Here is a 17,871-nt window from a genome sequence, read left to right as displayed (position 1 = left end):
TTTATGCTTAGTTCAACACAAAACGTTCAAACAAGATTTCTGGGTCTTGTTGTGTGGACTTCAAGAGTCTTTCCATATTTAGCATACCTAAATAACCGGAACGTATAGTTGTTAATTGGTGATTTTTTAAGATTTGCTTTGCTAATTTGACGCGATAAGGGTGTACTTTGAGTTGTGAGGCAATTGTTGCATCATTACCAGACAAACCCGCGACCTGCAATAATAGCCGAAATTGTCCTATTAGTACAGCATTGATACGCAAAGGAATTTCATTATTGTCTATCAATTCACGATATATTGTTACAGCTGCCTTTGAATGATTTTTTATGACAGCCTCAACCAATGTAAAAGCCGTTGCTGTCAAAGTATTTGGCACAAGGTTGATGACTCCCTCTAAATCAATTATTTTAGTTTTATTAGCATACGCAATTAGTTTAGGTAATTCGTTTTGCATGTTCGAATAATGTGCATTGGTCCGCATGACCAGTTCACTAAGCGCATCGGGTGTAATCTGGTAATCACGTTGCGCCAATTCAGACACGATTGCTTGTTTTGATTGCCGTTCATCTAAGGATGGTAATTCAACTACCTCAGACATTTTCAGTACTAATTTTGTTAGTTTTTTTCGTTTATCCAATTTAATATCATTTGCAAAAAAAACAACAATGTTCTCAGACAGCGGCTTTTCAAGGAGTTGCAATAATAAATCACTATCATGGTCAGATATTTTGCCCGTTGCCGTTAAAAACAGTGGTTTGTTTACTACAATAACGCGACGTTCACCAAAAAAAGGGGCTGACATCGCGTCATTAATCACCATATCAAGCGGTTGGTCAGCGAGATTAAATTGTGAATAATTCATATCGCGATCTTCAAGTGCTACCAATTGTTTAAACGCAGCAACTGTCCTGCGTAACAGAATCTCTTCTTCACCAGTGACAACATAAAAATTTGCCATAGCATTATTATCAATTTGTTGTTGTAACTGCTTAAAATTCATGCGGTAATTTCACCTTAAAATATCCATTTTTACCTCTATAAACATATTTAATCATACCATGTATTTGCGTATTAAAAACCGACATTTGGTTTTTTTGAACTGTCTCTAAGGTTTCCTGATGTGGATGATGATAATGATTATTTCTACCAGCAGAAATAATGCCAATACTTGGTCGCCATTTGGAAAAGGTTATTGGATCGGTAGATGTTCTAGAGCCATGATGTCCTAGTTTGACCAAATCAACCCTCATTTCAGGATGTCTTTCCGCAAGCAATCGCTCCCCTGTCCGGTCCAAATCCCCAGCTGTCAAAACTCTCATGCCACCCAAAACGCCATATAATGCGATTGAGTCTTCATTGCCAGCTTGCCCAACCGTTAACGGGTGATATATGTGCAACGGTAAATCATTCACCTGGTTTGATTCAGTGACCTCAAATACTTCTGTTTTCTTTAGATAAGGTAAAATTTGGACTTTAAAACTTTGCTGTGATCTCATACCCGCGGGCATCAATATTTTTTTGACGTGCATAAGACGTAATATTTCTTTAGCATCCCCAATATGATCTTGATCATGATGTGTTAATATCAAATGATCAATCGTATCAATTCCTAAACTATGCAGATAATTAACAATCACAGTCTCACCTTTTGATCTTTCATATTGTTTGACTTGCCAAGATTGTTTCTCCCCAAATGTTACTTGGCCCCCGGTATCGACAACCGTTACTGTATGATTAAGAGGTGTTCGAATTAAGGCTGCATCACCTTGACCAATATCAAATGTCGTAAATTCACCCGTGAGCGGTCGCTTGATAATGAGTATCGTCGATGCCAATAACAAGAGCCAAATTAGTCGCGCACGAGAAACAATTATTTTTTCTCGACAGAACATGCAAAATCCAAACACAATTAGCAAGGTTGTACTTAATTCCGGTATTTTACCAATAACAATATTGCCAGGCAAAACGGCCAACCAATCGATCAATGCTGCAAAAAAATGAATGATTGCATTAGCACTATCAACAATTATTGGAAAACGCTGTCCAAAATATCCTAACATGACTAATGGCACAATAATTGTTCCAAAAACAGGAACAGCAAAAATATTCACAACTGTTTGTAAAATATGCCATGTGAGTTGCTGTTGAACAATTAATGGAAAACTGATGACACTCATTAAAAGATTAGTACGCCAAAAAGATAATTTTTTTGCAAAAGATAAACAGAACGTGAGTAAAAACGACAGTTGTCCACCCAAAGTTAATAATATTTGCGGTGAAAATATCAAACTAATTAATAAACTAATTGCCCAAATATCGTACGATTTAAATCTATGATGGTGTAAATCTTGCCATAATATTAGTTCACCAGCAACAATGGCGCGGATCAAAACCGCCGGTTCCCCAGCAAAAACAAAATAAATCATTAAAAGACCTGATAAAAGTACAATCGTAATTTCTTTAGTAATCCATAGTCGTTTTGCTAAAGCCATTATCATCATGATTAAAAAGGACACGTGAAAGCCAGAAACACTAAACAAGTGAATTAATCCTAATGTCTGTACACCAGGATTGTCGCCATATAATGCTTGTGGTGTCACGCCCAAAATCAAGGCCTGTGCATATTCGCGAAGTGGTTTAGGTAGCGACTCGGTGTCATGTATTGCCCGACTATGCCAAGCATGAAGCTGATATCGTATGCCATTTAATATATCATGTGACACCATATTTTCAACCTGCCAAGTCGTCACAGTGAATTGGTGTGTCATATTTTTCGTTTCATAGAATTCTTGCGAATCAAATTGATTAAAGTTTGTGGCTGATCGAATGCGCGTAAGATCACCAGTGGCGCTAAACGTCAAAACATGATCTTGCTTGAGCCATTCTTCTTTGCTTTGTTTATTAGGAAGCGTCCAGTACAATTTAACAGCCTCACCACTGTCTAATGTAGCAGTCGAACTCAAATTATCGCCGTCAATGCTGACGTTATCCGGAAAAATCACACCTGTTAATTGCACATTTTTTTGGTCGGGTATCTCTGCTTGGTTTTTCAAATTCCTAGCATCATGAAAAAAATAAATCATGAATGGCGTTATTAAAACAATAACCATTAGAAAAAAACGTAAATGACGTTGCCATAATATTAGAATCAACGTACCTAATAACATTATCCAACTTGACAGACATGGTCTATAGATAACGCCACCAAGAGACGCCACTAAAAGCGAAAATAATAACAACTTTGCATTTTGCATTAGATTGCCAGTTGCTCTTTAATTGCTTCAAAACGTTTTGTACCAATACCAGAAATTGATTTAAGCTCTTCAATCGATTTAAACCCACCATGTTCCTGACGATAATCAAGAATCTGATCAGCTTTTTTTTCACCAATTCCTTCCAAGTTTTGAAGTTCTTCTTTAGTAGCAGTATTAAGATTGATAGTTGTTTTGGTTTGACTTGAAGCCACTGTCTCATTGGCAAAATTTGTTGGTACTTGCTCACCCTTAATAGGAACATACAAGACCTGTCCATCAGTTAACCTCTGTGCCAAATTCACTTGGGTCATATCCGCTTCAGTGCGCTGCCCGCCAGCCTTTAAAATAGCACTTTGGACTCTATCAGATGTATCAACTTGATAAACACCTGGTTTATTAACTGCACCTTTGACATCTACCATAATAACTGCTGATGTTTGTTTGCTAGTCGATTTTACTTGGCTCTCAGACTTCGGTATTGACTGAGATGTCTGAGTACTACTGAAACTCTGAATACCTTTCTCAGATTGTTCGTGTCCTGGCCATAGTAAATAAACTGTTCCGATTACAATAATAAGAATACCGACACCTATTGGTTTAACCAAGGTTGTTTTTGTCTTAATTACCTCAAATATATCTAACATTTTTCACCTCATACTTATAGTACGAAATCAAAATAAAAAAGCTTAGTGAAGTTGGCATATCCAAGAACACTAAGTCTTTATTTAGTACTGTCAGTGGTTTTAATAATTTTACCTGATTTAAGATAATTGACAGCATCATCAAATGTTTGAACCGGAATAACTTTTAGATTTGGTGCATACTTTTTGGCCGTATCACGTGCTAACATGTAATTTGTTTTGTGCTGCTCTTCATATTTCAACAATTCTTTAGTAGGTTTAATGTATGGTGCAAAGAAAACAGTTGATCCTGCTGCCTTAGCAGCCATAATTTTCTTATCAATACCACCAATTTCGCCGACATAACCATTAGCGTTCATTGTACCAGTACCAGAAATGTTACGTCCATTCGCCAACTTATCGCCGGTCAGTTGATCATAAATTTGTAGTGTGAACATAAGACCGCCAGATGGGCCACCGATTTGACCGGGATCAACACTCACTTTAGGCGTGGTTGTCACAGCTACATTGTCAGTTAAGACAATACCAATCCCGGCTCGTCCGTTAGGATATTCAGGTGTCTTGGTGCCAGGCAGCTTAATCGTAGTGCCTTCTGCTTGACCGCTTTTACCATCACGGGTATATGAAACCGTGACGGTTGTGCCTTTTTTCTTATTAGCCAAATACTTAATAAAACCATCTGAATTTTCATAATGGTGACCATCAATTGCCGTAATCGTGTCACCAACTTTGATCGTTTTTTTAAAATGCGAAGTCTTTGAAACGCTCAACACATATATACCACGGTATTTAGTAGTAATGGGCTTACTTGCCTTATTGAAGGCAACCTGTTCAGCATTAGCTATCGCACTTTGCATATAAAAGTCCTGAACTTTACTGAAAGTAGCAGAAGACTCACCGCCCGTCACATCTGCTTCACTCGCATATGACAAATGTGGATTAATTTTGGTTTGTAAAAATTTAAAACCATTGGCTTGGGTCAAGAAGACTGACGTAATTCTGTATTGTCCTTTGGCTGTATCTTTCTTACCATCAATCGTCACAAAACGAGACAAATCATCTGCTTCACCTGGTGACTCTATATAACCGTTCAATGGCCACACACCAGCAACAATCCCAGCTAAAACTAGAACAGAAACGACGGCAACAATTATTTTATTCTTTTTGCGCATTCAGTCGCTCCTTCAAAGCTGCCACAACAACAGGTGGCACAAATTTTGCCATATTTTCGGCACCCATACTCCCAATCTCTTTGACCATCGAGCTGGATATATTTTGGTTTTCTGGTTTGGCTAACAACAGCACTGTTTCAACGTCAGCTAAAGCACTATTAACCCCTGCAATGTCACGCTCATACTCAAAATCTTTACCATTACGCAAACCACGGACAATATATTTAGCACCAATTTCAGCCATAAATTGTACCGTCAATCCTGACATAATAGCCACTTCAACATTGGGTAAATCTCTGACAGCCTCAGTGATCAAGGCCTGTTTTTCTGCTGGCGTGAACAAGGCTGACTTACTAGTGTTATTGCCAACCCCTACGACCACTTTTTCAAATAAATAACTTGCCCGTGTAATGATGTTCAAATGTCCATTCGTTAATGGATCAAAACTACCTGGAAACAGTGCAATACTCATATCTTATCCCTCATATTGATAGATTGTCACGACGGTAATACCATAATGCTTTTGCTGAATAATTCTAAACTTTTTATCTGCTTCTGGCAAGTTAGCCGCATCATTGCTTTCAGCCAAAATAACGGCATCCGTATTAAGTAAACCCATCTCAGCCATTTTTGACATATCAGAAGCAATCGTTTCCTTGGCATAGGGGGGATCCAAAAAAACTAAATCAAATTGTTTATTCTCTGTAGCAAATTTTGACAGCGCTTGTTGAGCTGGTGCTTTTAAAATTGTGAATTGATTTTCATGGTGTGTCTTTTTAACGTTTTCAGACATGACTTTGATGGCCTGAAACTGGCGGTCAACTAATGTTGCGTGCGTCATGCCACGCGAAACTGCTTCAATACTTAATCCACCAGTACCGCCATACAAATCTAGCACCTCCCCCTCATCTAGGTAGGGCATCAACATACTAAACATTGCCTCTTTAACTTTGTCTGTTGTGGGTCTAGTTTTATCACCACTAACTGCCTCTAAACGCGTACCACGAAAATTACCTGAAATGACTCGCATAATTTATCAGTCACGGACTGGCTGTGCATCGTCCGTGATTCCCCCTTCGTCATAATTTTCAAAGAAAATATCATCATGCATATCACCTAATTCAGGGTCAATATCTGGCCGCGGCGAGGTAACAACACGCTTCACAAATTTGTATTGTTGTAACTTACTGACAACTTCACCAACATTTTCTTCATTCAAATAAAGTCCGACCAAAGACATTTTCCTCGAAATATATGTAATTTGGCCAAACTTTTTAAGTTGTTGTGCATGACGGACATGACTTAAATAGACATAAACGGCTCGTCGCTCTTGTATTTGAAATGTCATTGATAATCCTTTCTAGCAACTACATCGTTTGGATGGATGTCAACTGCTTTTTTCTGATGAGCAGCAATATTGAGTGTGAGCCCGATAGCTGCACTAAAGGCAATATAAGATGATCCACCACCAGAAATGAAAGGAAAGACCACCCCTGTGATTGGCAAAACGCCAATCACACCGCCCAAGTTGACGAATGCTTGGACAAACAACAACATCGCCACACCATACAAAATTAGCCGCTGATACTGATTTTTCTGGCGAATACCTAGAAGAATCAGTCGCGTTACCAAAATTAGAATTAGCATCAATACAATAACGGTTACAACAGCTCCTAATTCTTCAGTCATCACAGCCATAATAAAGTCAGTGTTTGACTCAGGTAAGTAAGGCTTAATAAGAGAATTGCCCAATCCCACACCAAATAATCCCCCATGAGCGATAGCATAATAACCATACAAAAGCTGCCGGCTCTGATCCGGATCAGCCCAAGGATTCACAAAATTAATCAAACGTAAAATACTATAATGTGTACTACCTGTCAGGTGAAATACTTTATTAACCAGGTTAATAATGGGCTGTAGCAAAGCAAATAGTGCACTGATGCCAATAAACCAGATAACCATTATTTTTCTTGAAACACCAGACGCCAATACCATTACAAAAACGATACCAATCGCAATTAGCATATTACCATTATCCGGCATAATCAACAACAAAAACAAAGATAACACAGGTGGCCCCCATATTTTCATTTGGGCAAGTGGTTGGCGTGAAATTTTCACCCCTGCCTGCCAAGGCACTCGTGTCAGAATATGGGCACAATACAAAATTAAAATCAGTTTCAAAAATTCAGCAGGTTGCAATGTCATAAACCCTAGCGGAATCCAACCATGCGCACCATTGACGGCTGGCATGATACGGGCAATGACAAGTAATGCAATAATGCCATACATCAGTATTTTAAGCCACTGTGGTCTGCGCCAATTATTAAGATTAAGATGAAATAATGTAAACGCACCAATCCAGCCAATAATAACAAAAACTAATTGCTTATAAAAATTAAGCATTGCCGAGTTAGTTAGGCTCGCTGAAAAAACCATCACGACACCTAACGCACTCAAAATACCAAATGGGACAGCAATCCAATAATCTAATTGTCTTAATTTTTTAAACATCAATCGCCCATAATTGTCTTCATGTTAGTGTCATCCAAGCTTTGAGCTATCGCAATAACAAATGCTTTGGCTGCCTCAAAATCTTTAATTGACCATACTGTTTGATGTGTGTGAATATATCGTGAAGCAACACCCAAAGCAACTGAAGGTACACCATTTAATTCACTCTGAGCAGCCGCCGCATCTGTTCCGCCCTTGGAAACAAAATACTGATAAGGAATGTGATGATCTTCAGCAGTAGATAGCAAAAATTCTTTTAAGCGTAGTGGCATAACCACTGTTGGATCAAATACCCGCAACAAAGTACCTTGATCTAGAACACCTTGATGGCCCGTTGAACCTGCTACATCGTCAGCAGCACTAGAATCAATTGCAAAGAAAATGTCTGGCTTCATTAAATTAACCGCACCATGTGCGCCTCGTAGGCCAACTTCTTCTTGTACATCTGCGCCCATAATTAATGTGTTTGGTGTTTTAACATTTTGTAAGTCTTCTAAGGCCTCCAAAACCGTCACAACACCAAAGCGATTATCCCATGACTTTGACATCACACGTTTCTGATTTGCAGCCATAACCGTCTCAACACGTGGTACAACAAAATCACCGGGACGCACACCAAATGCCAACGCCTCATTGTTGTCAACAAAGCCAGCATCAAACAAAATATCATCAACAGTTGGCAATTTTGGTCCATTAGCACTACCCCGCAATAGATGTGGTGATACTGAACTAGAAACAACTGGGTATTGTCCTTTGCTGGTAAATAACGTAAAGCGTTGTGAACTAATTACTGCTGGATTCCAGCCACCGACAGCAGCAACCTTTAAAGCACCGGAAGGTAGGATTTCAGTTACAATAAATCCGACTTCATCTAAATGAGCTGCAAACATAACCCGCGGGCCATCACCATTTTTAACACCGTATATGCCCCCCAGACCTTCCTGTGCCACTTCATCAACCAATGGTGTCAATTCTGCTCGAAACGCCTTTCTAATTTCGTGTTCTTGTCCCGATGTTCCTTGTAGTTCTGTATACTTTTTAATTCGTTCCCATGTCGTTGTTTTCATTTGAGATAATGCCTTTCACTAAAATTCGTATCATATTCATACAATATTGGCTCGCCATTGCCAATTTCTAAACCATCAATATCGTCGTCACTAATGTCTTCAATATATTTAATCAGCGCTCGCAAAGTACTGCCATGCGCTACCATCAAAACATTTTGTCCAGCTTTAAGCTTTGGCAATATGTTGGAAGTCCAGTATGGAATTAAGCGGTCACTAGCCATTTTCAAGCTTTCACCACGAGGTTCGATATTTACTGAATATCGGCGATTAGGATTGACCTGTTCTAATAACGGCGGAATAGCCGTATAGCTTCGCCGCCATAAAGCAACCTGATTAACACCGTATTTTTCACGCGCACTATCTTTGTTCAATCCGCGTAAGGCACCATAGTGGCGTTCGTTTAAACGCCAAGTTTTGTTAATTGGTACCCACGCCTGCTGCATTTCATCCATGATGATATAAGCTGTAATAATTGCACGCTGTAAATAAGAAGTATATACATTATCCAATGTCAATTGATAACGCGACAAAACCTGACCCACTTGATGTGCCTGAGTTTTCCCTTTTGCAGTTAGTGGTACATCTGTCCAACCGGTAAATTCATTATCACGATTAGCCGTTGATTCTCCGTGACGTACCAGCACCAATTTAGCTACCATCCTGAACTCCTTTTTTTACACTTTCTATATTATAACGTTTTTGAGTTGACGTCGCTACACAGCAATCCATATATTACGAATCTCAAACCTTGATATTATCTCTACTTTTAATTACGAAATAAACACTTTTAAAAATTTCAAAAACAACGTGCAAAATGCTAGCTAATACAGCATGATTCCGTTAGAATAGATATTCAGAACATATATCAATTTTTGGAGTGATTGAGGATGAGAGATCTAACACAGGGCTCACCTGCTAAACAAATTTTATTTTTTACAATTCCTTTGGTTATTGGGAATCTGTTTCAACAACTCTATAATTTTTCTGACACGCTGATTGTCGGTCAGACACTTGGTGTCAAAGCATTAGCCGCCGTTGGTGCTACTGGTTCAATCATGTTTTTAATCTTAGGATTTGTACAAGGATTCACAGCTGGTTTATCCATTATTACAGCACAACGCTATGGTGCTCGTGATATCGCTGGTGTGCGAAAAAGTATGGCATCTACTTTACTCGTTTCAGCTATTACAACTATTGTGGTTACAATTGCTAGTTTGGTGATTGTTTATCCTTTGCTCAAGTTGATGCAAACCCCAGCAGAAATCTTAAACCAAGCTTTTATTTTTATTGCTATTATTTTAGCAGGTATTTTTGCCACAATGGGATATAACGTTACTGCCAACGCATTGCGCGCTGTTGGTGATTCACGTTCTCCTCTCATCTACCTAATTATCGGCATGATTGCCAACATTATTTTAGAATTGTGGTTTATTTTGGGGCTTAAATTAGGTGTCGGTGGTGCGGCCTTAGCGACTGTTTTAGCGCAATTAATTTCTACTGTTTTTAGTTTTTGGCATATCTACAAGTATTCACCACTACTACAAGTGTCACGCTCAGATCTCAAATGGGATAGCAAAGACATTCGCATTCATCTTCATGCGGGATTACCCATGGGCTTTCAAAGTTCCATCATCGCAATTGGCGCCCTTGTACTACAAGGGGCTCTCAATACTTTGGGAACAGATGCAGTCGCTGCAACAACTGCCGCACAACGAATTGATCAAGTAGCCACGCTACCACTGATGTCTTTTGGTATTACAATGGCAACTTTTGCAGCTCAGAATTACGGGGCTAAACAGTTTGACCGTATTTTAGTTGGGGTCAAACAGGCTCTATTCATGAGCATGGGATTTGGTCTTTTCATGGGTATTATTGAAATTCTATTTGGTGATCTCGCAGTAATGCTGTTTGTTGGTTCGGGCCAACATGAAGTTTTGAACCTAGCACAACAATATTTCTGGGCAAATGGTGCCTTTTATTACATCTTATCGGCTCTGTTTATTATCCGGTATGTATTACAGGGTCTAAACGATGCCAAAACACCAACTTATGCCGGTATTGCGGAGTTAATTATGCGCACAGTAGCTGCCGTTGTTCTTGTAGGACCCTTTGGCTTCTTTGGTGCTAGTCTCGCCAATGTTTTGGCTTGGGCCGGATCGTTAGTCGTTATGATTCCAGCCTATCGCAAAATCGTTAAAAATTTGAAGCAACAAACAAACGTCAGTATAGCCGAACAATAAATCGGTAAAGTTCGTTTTAAAAGCGTTTTCATTACTTTTTAAAATACAATGTTCGTTATTTTATGCAATTTTATTACCTTTTCTACTTTAATTGTGCGCCAATGACTGCTAGAATAAGACAGTACGTTTTACGTAACTAATTATTTGGGAGGCAATCATGTCAACGATTGCACATTATTTCAAGTTTGAGGAGCTCAATACGAACTTTCGTACTGAATTCATCGCCGGTCTCACTACCTTTGCGTCTATGGCCTATATTTTATTCGTCAACCCCACTGTTTTGGGGGCTGCTGGCATGGACAAGGGTGCAGTTTTCACAGCCACTGCCATTGCTTCAGCCGTAGCCACAATTTTCATGGGCGTTGTTGCACTTTACCCAATTGCGATAGCACCAGGATTGGGTGTCAATGCATTCTTTGCTTATTCAGTTGTGATTGGTATGGGTATTAAATGGCAAACTGCAATGGCAGGTGTCTTTGTTGCAGCAATCATCTTTGTCATTTTGACATTATTCAAGATTCGCGAAAAAATTATTAATATTATTCCAAAAAACTTAAAGCTAGCGATTGCATCTGGGATTGGGCTATTCATTGCTTTTATCGGTTTACACGACGCTGGATTAATCGTTGCCAACAAAGATACTATGGTTGCTTTAGGTCATTTAACAGCACCAACCTCCTTGTTATCAATTTTTGGTATTATTGTCACTTTTGTCTTGATGAGCCGTAAAACACCCGCAGCAATTTTCTTTGGTATGATTTTAACTTCTATTGCCGGTATTTTAACCGGCTTAATCAAATTACCGTCCGCTATTATTTCACCAGCACCATCTTTGGCACCAACTTTTGGTGAAGGTGTCATGCATATTGGTGATATCAATTCAATTCAGTTAATTACAGTCGTCATCACTTTTCTACTCGTGACATTTTTTGACACAGCCGGTACAATGATTGGTTTAGCAACACAAGCTGGTTTTATGGAAAATAACAAAATGCCTCGTGTTGGCCGTGCTTTGATGGCAGATGCCGTTGGTATGACGGTAGGTGCAGTCATTGGGACTTCACCTACCTCAGCTTATGTTGAGTCGTCTGCCGGAATTGCCGTAGGCGGTCGTTCAGGTTTAACATCTGTATTTACAGGTATCTTCTTCTTGTTTGCATTACTATTTTCGCCATTGCTTTCTGTGGTCACTTCACAAGTCACTGCGCCAGCCTTGGTTGTTGTAGGTGTATTAATGGCTGAAAACCTAAGAGAAATTGATTGGGAAGACTTAGCGATTGCTGCACCAGCATTTCTGATTGTCATTGGTATGCCACTGACTTACTCGATTTCAGATGGTATTGCACTAGGATTTATCTTATACCCTATTACAATGATCGCAACTGGTCGTGCTAAGAAAGTTCATCCTCTAATGTACATTTTAGCAGTCATTTTCATTGCATTTCTTCTCATTATTGCTAGTTAAAATCTATTCAAAGAGACCATCATGTTTGATAATTAAATCAAACATGATGGTCTCTTTTTGGTATATTATCGCAAATTTTTACGACAGTTATCAAAATCAATTTGAGATTTTCTCTCGTAAATCACGCGCATTAGCCAGAGCAGTATCGGTAACATTATCTCCCGATAACATCATTGCAATGGCATGTATACGTCCTGTTTCATCAAGCGGTGTGACTTGAGTAAGTGTGCGATCTTTTTCGGTTGTTTTTGCGATCAAAAAATGGTGAGTTGCAGCCGCTGCGACCTGTGGCAAATGAGTAATTGCTAATACTTGTGATCCTTTGGCAATTGTTTGCATTTTTTTTGCAATGGCTTGGGCCACGCGACCAGAAACACCGGTATCAGCTTCGTCAAATACAATCGAAACGATTCGTTGTTGTTTGGTGAACGTCGTTTTCAACGCCAGCATTAAACGCGCAACTTCACCACCGGACGCAATTTTGACCAATGGTGCCATGCCTTCGCCCTTGTTGGTTTGAACGTAAAAAATAACCTTGTCACTCCCAGAGGCAATAAAACCTTCAATCGGCTCAAAATGGACCGCAAATTCTGCCCCGTTCATTAATAAATCTTGTAACTGTTGGTTAACATCATGCTCAAGCCGGCGGGCTGTTTGCTGACGAACTTCGTGAAGTTTGATTGCCTTCTGTCTTAAAATCTGTCGCAAATCATTTTGTTTAATCTGCAATTGTTCCACATTGTAACTATCATCGTTCACAACACTTAGTTCTTTTTCAATTTTAGCCTGAAATGCTAGCACATCACTGACAGTGGCGCCGTATTTACGTTCAAGTGTGTGAATCAACTGCAAACGATCATCTATACGAATTAATTCTGACTCATCATAAGTTAAATCATTAAATTGTTCCGCCACATCTCGTGCAACTTCCTGTGCAGTATAATAAGCATCTGAAATAGTTTGAGATAGTTCTGCATAAACCGTATCATAGGCTGAAATATCCTGTAACTGCTGCATTGCTTCAGCCAACAAATCAACTGCACCACCTTGTTCATCGTTAAGCGCAGTTTGAACATTCTGTAAATGATCAGCTATTTTTTTGAAATTATTTAATTTGCCCCTTGCATCAAGTAATTGATTTTCCTCGTCAGGTTGAAGGTCAGCTTCTTGAAGTTCATCTTGTTGAAATTTTAATAAATCAAGTCGTTGGGTAATTTCACGTCGCGAGGATTGTAATTTCCGAATACGTGCCGTAATTGCCCTAAAGTCCTGAAAAGTACGACCATAATCTGAACGTACTTGAGACAATTTTTCGCCGCCAAATGCATCCAATAATGGCAAATGTTCATCTTGATTGAGCAACTGTTGTGTGTCATTTTGACCTTGAATGTCAACTAAGAAGCTGCCAATCATTGCCAATGTTTTTAAGTTAACAAGAACACTGTTAACGCGAATTGTGCTGCGACCATTTTGCGTTAATTCGCGATAAATAATTAATTCATTATCATCAAAATCAATGCCAGCTTCCGTCAATAATTTATAAAGCTGTTCATTTTTTGGCAAGCTGAAGATAGCTTGTAAGGTGGCCTTTTTGCTTCCATGCCGCACCATCTCAGAACTTGCTCGGCCACCGGTTAGCATCGACAAAGCATCAATAATAATTGATTTTCCGGCGCCAGTCTCACCGGTCAAAACACTCATACCTGTCTCAAACTGTAATTCAATTTTTTCTATAATAGCAAAATTTTCAATAATAAGATCTTCTAGCATAAGTTAATTGGTATCGCAGATACATTTCCTTTCTACTATTTTTCTAATAATTTTTGAACCATGCTGGTAACTTGGATTGATGGCACCCCGTCCTTTAATAATACGAGTACAGAACCGTCATCGCTTAGTGTCCCAAATATTTCTGGAAACTGAACCTGCTCAAATAAGTTTGCTACCAACTGACCATTGCCAGGTTGCACTTTTATCATGACCATACCCCGTTGCGCACTTTGGCTCAAAAAGGCTTGTTGTAATATACGACGTAATCGTTGCAAATGTGGTCGATCATCTTGTTTCGGCAAATGATATAAAAATCCACCATGTGAATTTGGCACTTTAATCAATCCTAATTCATTTATATCGCGCGAAATAGTCGCTTGGGTGACCATTTCTCCTAATGTTTCAAAATGTGCAACAATATCCTCTTGACGACCGACAGCATGTTCTTGAATGAGTTGAACCAATGCTTTTTGGCGAGCTTTTTTATTCATTGGCATCTCCTGTGTGATTTAGCTGTTGGTAAGTTGATATCAGCAATTGATCAATATCAATATCATCAGCGATTTTTGGTTCTTCTACGCGTTGCAGCACAGCCAAAAATTCAATGTTTCCCTGTCCACCTTTAATTGGTGAAAAAGTCAAGTGTTCAACTGAAAAACCTTCACGCACCATCATGGTAATTGTCTGCTGCAACACTTCGCGGTGAACTGATGAATCCTTGATAATACCATTTTTACCAACATGTTCACGTCCAGCCTCAAATTGCGGTTTGATCAGCGCGACAACCTGCCCGTTCTTCGCAATAATGTCAGCGAGTGGCGGTAAAATGAGCCCCAGAGAAATAAATGAAACGTCGATTGTAGCAAAATCTGGTTGTCCAAACGTAAAATCAGTCAATTTGGCGTAACGAAAATTAGTATTCTCCATGACTTTAACGCGCGCATCTCGACGCAATTTCCATACCAACTGATTGGTCCCAACGTCTAAAGCATAAACTAATTTAGCACCATTTTGCAACGAGACATCCGTAAAACCACCAGTTGATGAACCAATGTCTAAGACAATTTTATCTTGTACAGATAAATCGTAAGTGTTCAAAGCTTTTTCCAGTTTTAAACCACCACGGGATACATACTTCAACTTTTCACCCTTGAAATGTAGTTCGGTTGTGACTGGTATTTTTTGCCCCGCCTTATCTAAACGCTCCTCATTTTCGCCAAGAATTTCACCAGCCATAACAGCGCGTTTTGCTTGTTCACGTGATTCGAAAAGACCCTGTTGGACTAGTAATACATCGACACGTTCTTTATCAACACTCATGATTTATCTCCAATAAAAGTGATTAATTCTGATAACAACTCTGGATGAAAACGCTGGTCATTCAATTTAATGTCATTCAAAATTTTATAGGCATCATTCAAATAATCATCGCGCATCCGCTCAGCAGTCGTCACGCCAACTAGATGTGGTAACGCATTGACTGATTCAGTTGTATCTTGCTGAAAATCATCCAGATCATCCTGAATTTGAAAGGCCAATCCAAGCTTTTCTCCAAAGTCAGCTATTTTCGTTACCAAGTCAGGATTAAAAGTCTCATCATTTGCGCTACCTTTAACCAAAAGCGCGCCTGCTTGCGCAGCGTAACGCAATAAAGCCGCGGTTTTAGGTTGATAAATTAATGATAATAGACTTTCTTGGTCAAAATCACTCTCGGCACCGTCGTGATTCTGCATGTCATGTATTTGTCCAAGCACCATACCGTTTGCTCCTGCGGCTTGCGATAAATACTGTGTGATCAATACAATCGATTCCGACGCTGGCGCCCCAGACACCGTCAATGCCTGGGGAATAACAGTGAAAGCACCGGTTAACAAAGCATCCCCTACCAAAATGGCATTTGCCTCACCATATAAGGCATGTACACTAGGTTTGCCTCGCCTTAGCAGGTCATTGTCCATTGCCGGTAGATCATCATGTACTAATGAATAAGAGTGGATCCATTCCACTGCCGTAGCAATTTTGAGTTGGCTAGGTGTTATCAATTGTTCAAAACTCTCTAAAACCATCAAGGTTAGTAATGGTCTCAAACGTTTGCCGCCATTCAATACCGCATATTTCATCATGGCAACCAAATCATCATCTGAGCTAACTTGAGATAAATCGTTTTCCAGTTGCGCATTAATTTTTGGCAGCCATTCATTTTGAAATTTCTTTAAATTAGTCATTTGTTAATTCCAAATCCGATAATTCACCATTATCATCCATTACTTTAGCTAATGTTTCTTCAGCATCTTTTAGTGTTTTTTGTAGATCTTTAACCAGACCAACGCCCGTTTGAAAATCAACCAACGCTGTTTCCAGCGGTCGATCCCCTTTTTCTAGTTGACTTACGATGGTTTCTAATTGTTGTAATTTTTCTTCAAATGTCAATTGTTCACTCATGTTTTACTCCTGTAATATTTGCAACTGCGCTCCCGTCAGCTAAGCGCACATTGATTTCATCATCTTTATTTAAAACGTTCACACTACGAACCACCTGTTCATTTTGAGTCACAATGGCATAACCGCGCGTTAAAATTTTTAATGGGCTAACAAGATCCAACTTAGCGCCCAATAGCTGCAACTTTTCTTGGGACGGTTGCAATAAATGCTGTTGTAATTGCTGTTGTCGATGTACAAGCGTCGTGTAGTCGTGTTGCGCGTTGATTAATCGTTGATGCGTAAGCTGCACTAATAACCTAGCTGCTTGATCCACACGTTGATTGTAACCCGTGTATAATCGATCTGGTTGTTTAAAAATGACATGCTCGGTCATTCTGTTTAAACGTTGTTTTTGGGTGGCAATAATTTGTTGGATTCTGGTTAACTGTCGGACTTGCAATTCTTGCAATCGGGATTGTATCTGGGCAAGCGTAATAGGTGTAGCCAGTTCCGCTGCCGCTGTTGGTGTTGCCGCACGGCGATCTGCCACAAAGTCAGCCAGTGTATTATCTGTCTCATGTCCAACAGAACTAATTACCGGTGTTTTGAGTGCGGCAATGGTGCGCGCTAGCTGTTCATCATTAAAGACCCACAAATCCTCAATGGAACCACCACCACGACCCACAATAATAGTGTCAAATGCCATAGCATCAATTCTGTTGAGCTGCCGAATAATTGTTGGCGCAGCTTTGTCTCCCTGCACTACTGCGGGAAATAAAATAACTTGTGCCGTTGGAAATCGACGTTGTACCGTACGGGCAATATCTTCAATAACTGCACCGGTTGGTGATGTGACAACTGCTATTTTTTTAGGAAATAACGGAATATTTTTTTTAGGTAAATCAAATAATCCTTCTGCCTGCAATCGTTTCTTCAATTGTTCATAGGCTAAAAATAATTCTCCCACACCGTCTGGTGACATCGACTCCAAAATTAATGAATACGAACCACGTGGTTCGTACAATTCCACGCGACCCACAGCATTAATTTTCATGCCTTCTTCAGGTTGAAATTTGATTCGTTTCTGATAACCAAACATCGAAGCGCTAATAACAGCGTTACCCTCTGAATCTTTAATAGAAAAATAGAGATGCGGGCCACGCCGTCGCCCCATATTGGAAATTTCACCTGTAACATAGACTTTTGCGAGATAAGGATCCGCATCAAATTTGCGTTTTAAATACGCAGAAAGCGCTGATACTGTTAAATACTTATTATTTGTTTCTGACATGGTGCCTCTCAATCGCTCATAATGATTATATAC

18 protein-coding genes are annotated in these 17,871 nt (G+C 39.5%); 2 read left to right on the top strand and 16 right to left on the bottom strand.

Annotated features, from left to right (window positions below; translation table 11 throughout):
* Positions 1 to 7: 7 nt before the first annotated feature.
* The 10 genes from holA to IEU65_RS06320 form a co-directional block, all read right to left on the bottom strand.
* Positions 8 to 1,000, bottom strand: coding sequence for a DNA polymerase III subunit delta (holA, locus tag IEU65_RS06365; protein WP_010275700.1), 993 nt, complete (start codon positions 998 to 1,000; stop codon positions 8 to 10).
* Positions 990 to 3,254, bottom strand: a complete 2,265-nt coding sequence (locus tag IEU65_RS06360; RefSeq protein ID WP_147651933.1) for a DNA internalization-related competence protein ComEC/Rec2 — start codon at positions 3,252 to 3,254, stop codon at positions 990 to 992. Before IEU65_RS06360 ends, holA begins: the two co-directional genes overlap by 11 nt.
* Positions 3,254 to 3,898, bottom strand: a complete 645-nt coding sequence (locus IEU65_RS06355) for a helix-hairpin-helix domain-containing protein (protein ID WP_010275695.1) — start codon at positions 3,896 to 3,898, stop codon at positions 3,254 to 3,256. Before IEU65_RS06355 ends, IEU65_RS06360 begins: the two co-directional genes overlap by 1 nt.
* 77 nt (positions 3,899 to 3,975) lie before the next feature.
* On the bottom strand, positions 3,976 to 5,067 hold the full coding sequence (locus tag IEU65_RS06350; RefSeq protein ID WP_010275692.1) for a SepM family pheromone-processing serine protease: 1,092 nt from the start codon (positions 5,065 to 5,067) through the stop codon (positions 3,976 to 3,978).
* Positions 5,051 to 5,539 (bottom strand): pantetheine-phosphate adenylyltransferase, encoded by a 489-nt coding sequence (gene coaD / locus IEU65_RS06345; protein WP_010275689.1) that lies wholly within the window; start codon positions 5,537 to 5,539, stop codon positions 5,051 to 5,053. Before coaD ends, IEU65_RS06350 begins: the two co-directional genes overlap by 17 nt.
* Before the next feature lie 3 nt (positions 5,540 to 5,542).
* Entirely contained in the window at positions 5,543 to 6,097 is a 555-nt protein-coding gene (rsmD, locus tag IEU65_RS06340; protein WP_010275685.1) for a 16S rRNA (guanine(966)-N(2))-methyltransferase RsmD, read from the bottom strand.
* 6 nt (positions 6,098 to 6,103) lie between these two features.
* Positions 6,104 to 6,415, bottom strand: coding sequence for a YlbG family protein (locus IEU65_RS06335; RefSeq protein ID WP_010275682.1), 312 nt, complete (start codon positions 6,413 to 6,415; stop codon positions 6,104 to 6,106).
* Positions 6,412 to 7,584 (bottom strand): FtsW/RodA/SpoVE family cell cycle protein, encoded by a 1,173-nt coding sequence (locus tag IEU65_RS06330; RefSeq protein ID WP_010275680.1) that lies wholly within the window; start codon positions 7,582 to 7,584, stop codon positions 6,412 to 6,414. Before IEU65_RS06330 ends, IEU65_RS06335 begins: the two co-directional genes overlap by 4 nt.
* Entirely contained in the window at positions 7,584 to 8,651 is a 1,068-nt protein-coding gene (pepA, locus tag IEU65_RS06325) for a glutamyl aminopeptidase (RefSeq protein WP_010275678.1), read from the bottom strand. Before pepA ends, IEU65_RS06330 begins: the two co-directional genes overlap by 1 nt.
* Entirely contained in the window at positions 8,648 to 9,310 is a 663-nt protein-coding gene (locus IEU65_RS06320; protein ID WP_010275673.1) for a 2,3-bisphosphoglycerate-dependent phosphoglycerate mutase, read from the bottom strand. The genes pepA and IEU65_RS06320 overlap by 4 nt, the downstream gene beginning before the upstream one ends.
* A gap of 228 nt (positions 9,311 to 9,538) precedes the next feature.
* Here IEU65_RS06320 and IEU65_RS06315 point away from each other — a divergent pair, with 228 nt between their 5' ends.
* Positions 9,539 to 10,891: an MATE family efflux transporter gene (locus tag IEU65_RS06315; RefSeq protein WP_010275670.1), complete on the top strand. Its 1,353-nt coding sequence runs from the start codon at positions 9,539 to 9,541 to the stop codon at positions 10,889 to 10,891.
* Positions 10,892 to 11,048: 157 nt separating this feature from the next.
* On the top strand, positions 11,049 to 12,356 hold the full coding sequence (locus IEU65_RS06310; protein WP_010275667.1) for an NCS2 family permease: 1,308 nt from the start codon (positions 11,049 to 11,051) through the stop codon (positions 12,354 to 12,356).
* Positions 12,357 to 12,452: 96 nt separating this feature from the next.
* Here IEU65_RS06310 and recN read toward each other — a convergent pair whose 3' ends face one another.
* The 6 genes from recN to xseA are packed head-to-tail and all read right to left on the bottom strand — an operon-like array spanning position 12,453 to position 17,838.
* Positions 12,453 to 14,126, bottom strand: coding sequence for a DNA repair protein RecN (recN, locus tag IEU65_RS06305; RefSeq protein WP_010275664.1), 1,674 nt, complete (start codon positions 14,124 to 14,126; stop codon positions 12,453 to 12,455).
* A 35-nt stretch (positions 14,127 to 14,161) separates the two neighbouring features.
* Positions 14,162 to 14,617, bottom strand: a complete 456-nt coding sequence (locus IEU65_RS06300; protein WP_010275659.1) for an arginine repressor — start codon at positions 14,615 to 14,617, stop codon at positions 14,162 to 14,164.
* Positions 14,610 to 15,446 carry a TlyA family RNA methyltransferase gene (locus IEU65_RS06295; RefSeq protein ID WP_010275655.1) on the bottom strand — a complete coding sequence of 279 codons (837 nt, stop codon included), beginning with the start codon at positions 15,444 to 15,446 and terminating at the stop codon, positions 14,610 to 14,612. Before IEU65_RS06295 ends, IEU65_RS06300 begins: the two co-directional genes overlap by 8 nt.
* Positions 15,443 to 16,351 (bottom strand): polyprenyl synthetase family protein, encoded by a 909-nt coding sequence (locus tag IEU65_RS06290; RefSeq protein ID WP_010275650.1) that lies wholly within the window; start codon positions 16,349 to 16,351, stop codon positions 15,443 to 15,445. The genes IEU65_RS06295 and IEU65_RS06290 overlap by 4 nt, the downstream gene beginning before the upstream one ends.
* Complete coding sequence (locus IEU65_RS06285; RefSeq protein WP_010275647.1) at positions 16,344 to 16,568, bottom strand: exodeoxyribonuclease VII small subunit; 225 nt, start codon at positions 16,566 to 16,568, stop codon at positions 16,344 to 16,346. The genes IEU65_RS06290 and IEU65_RS06285 overlap by 8 nt, the downstream gene beginning before the upstream one ends.
* Positions 16,561 to 17,838, bottom strand: coding sequence for an exodeoxyribonuclease VII large subunit (xseA, locus tag IEU65_RS06280; RefSeq protein WP_147651935.1), 1,278 nt, complete (start codon positions 17,836 to 17,838; stop codon positions 16,561 to 16,563). The genes IEU65_RS06285 and xseA overlap by 8 nt, the downstream gene beginning before the upstream one ends.
* Positions 17,839 to 17,871: the final 33 nt, after the last annotated feature.

The sequence above is a fragment of the Leuconostoc pseudomesenteroides KCTC 3652 genome, assembly GCF_014634745.1.
In the GTDB taxonomy this organism is placed as follows: Bacteria; Bacillota; Bacilli; order Lactobacillales; family Lactobacillaceae; genus Leuconostoc; species Leuconostoc pseudomesenteroides.
This window is presented reverse-complemented; position numbering and strand designations above follow the sequence as displayed.

Coding starts and splice junctions, on each gene's coding strand:
- holA (WP_010275700.1), bottom strand. CDS start 1,000: ATGAATTTTAAGCAGTTACAACAACAAATTGATAATAATGCTATGGCA.
- IEU65_RS06360 (WP_147651933.1), bottom strand. CDS start 3,254: ATGCAAAATGCAAAGTTGTTATTATTTTCGCTTTTAGTGGCGTCTCTT.
- IEU65_RS06355 (WP_010275695.1), bottom strand. CDS start 3,898: ATGTTAGATATATTTGAGGTAATTAAGACAAAAACAACCTTGGTTAAA.
- IEU65_RS06350 (WP_010275692.1), bottom strand. CDS start 5,067: ATGCGCAAAAAGAATAAAATAATTGTTGCCGTCGTTTCTGTTCTAGTT.
- coaD (WP_010275689.1), bottom strand. CDS start 5,539: ATGAGTATTGCACTGTTTCCAGGTAGTTTTGATCCATTAACGAATGGA.
- rsmD (WP_010275685.1), bottom strand. CDS start 6,097: ATGCGAGTCATTTCAGGTAATTTTCGTGGTACGCGTTTAGAGGCAGTT.
- IEU65_RS06335 (WP_010275682.1), bottom strand. CDS start 6,415: ATGACATTTCAAATACAAGAGCGACGAGCCGTTTATGTCTATTTAAGT.
- IEU65_RS06330 (WP_010275680.1), bottom strand. CDS start 7,584: ATGTTTAAAAAATTAAGACAATTAGATTATTGGATTGCTGTCCCATTT.
- pepA (WP_010275678.1), bottom strand. CDS start 8,651: ATGAAAACAACGACATGGGAACGAATTAAAAAGTATACAGAACTACAA.
- IEU65_RS06320 (WP_010275673.1), bottom strand. CDS start 9,310: ATGGTAGCTAAATTGGTGCTGGTACGTCACGGAGAATCAACGGCTAAT.
- IEU65_RS06315 (WP_010275670.1), top strand. CDS start 9,539: ATGAGAGATCTAACACAGGGCTCACCTGCTAAACAAATTTTATTTTTT.
- IEU65_RS06310 (WP_010275667.1), top strand. CDS start 11,049: ATGTCAACGATTGCACATTATTTCAAGTTTGAGGAGCTCAATACGAAC.
- recN (WP_010275664.1), bottom strand. CDS start 14,126: ATGCTAGAAGATCTTATTATTGAAAATTTTGCTATTATAGAAAAAATT.
- IEU65_RS06300 (WP_010275659.1), bottom strand. CDS start 14,617: ATGAATAAAAAAGCTCGCCAAAAAGCATTGGTTCAACTCATTCAAGAA.
- IEU65_RS06295 (WP_010275655.1), bottom strand. CDS start 15,446: ATGAGTGTTGATAAAGAACGTGTCGATGTATTACTAGTCCAACAGGGT.
- IEU65_RS06290 (WP_010275650.1), bottom strand. CDS start 16,351: ATGACTAATTTAAAGAAATTTCAAAATGAATGGCTGCCAAAAATTAAT.
- IEU65_RS06285 (WP_010275647.1), bottom strand. CDS start 16,568: ATGAGTGAACAATTGACATTTGAAGAAAAATTACAACAATTAGAAACC.
- xseA (WP_147651935.1), bottom strand. CDS start 17,838: ATGTCAGAAACAAATAATAAGTATTTAACAGTATCAGCGCTTTCTGCG.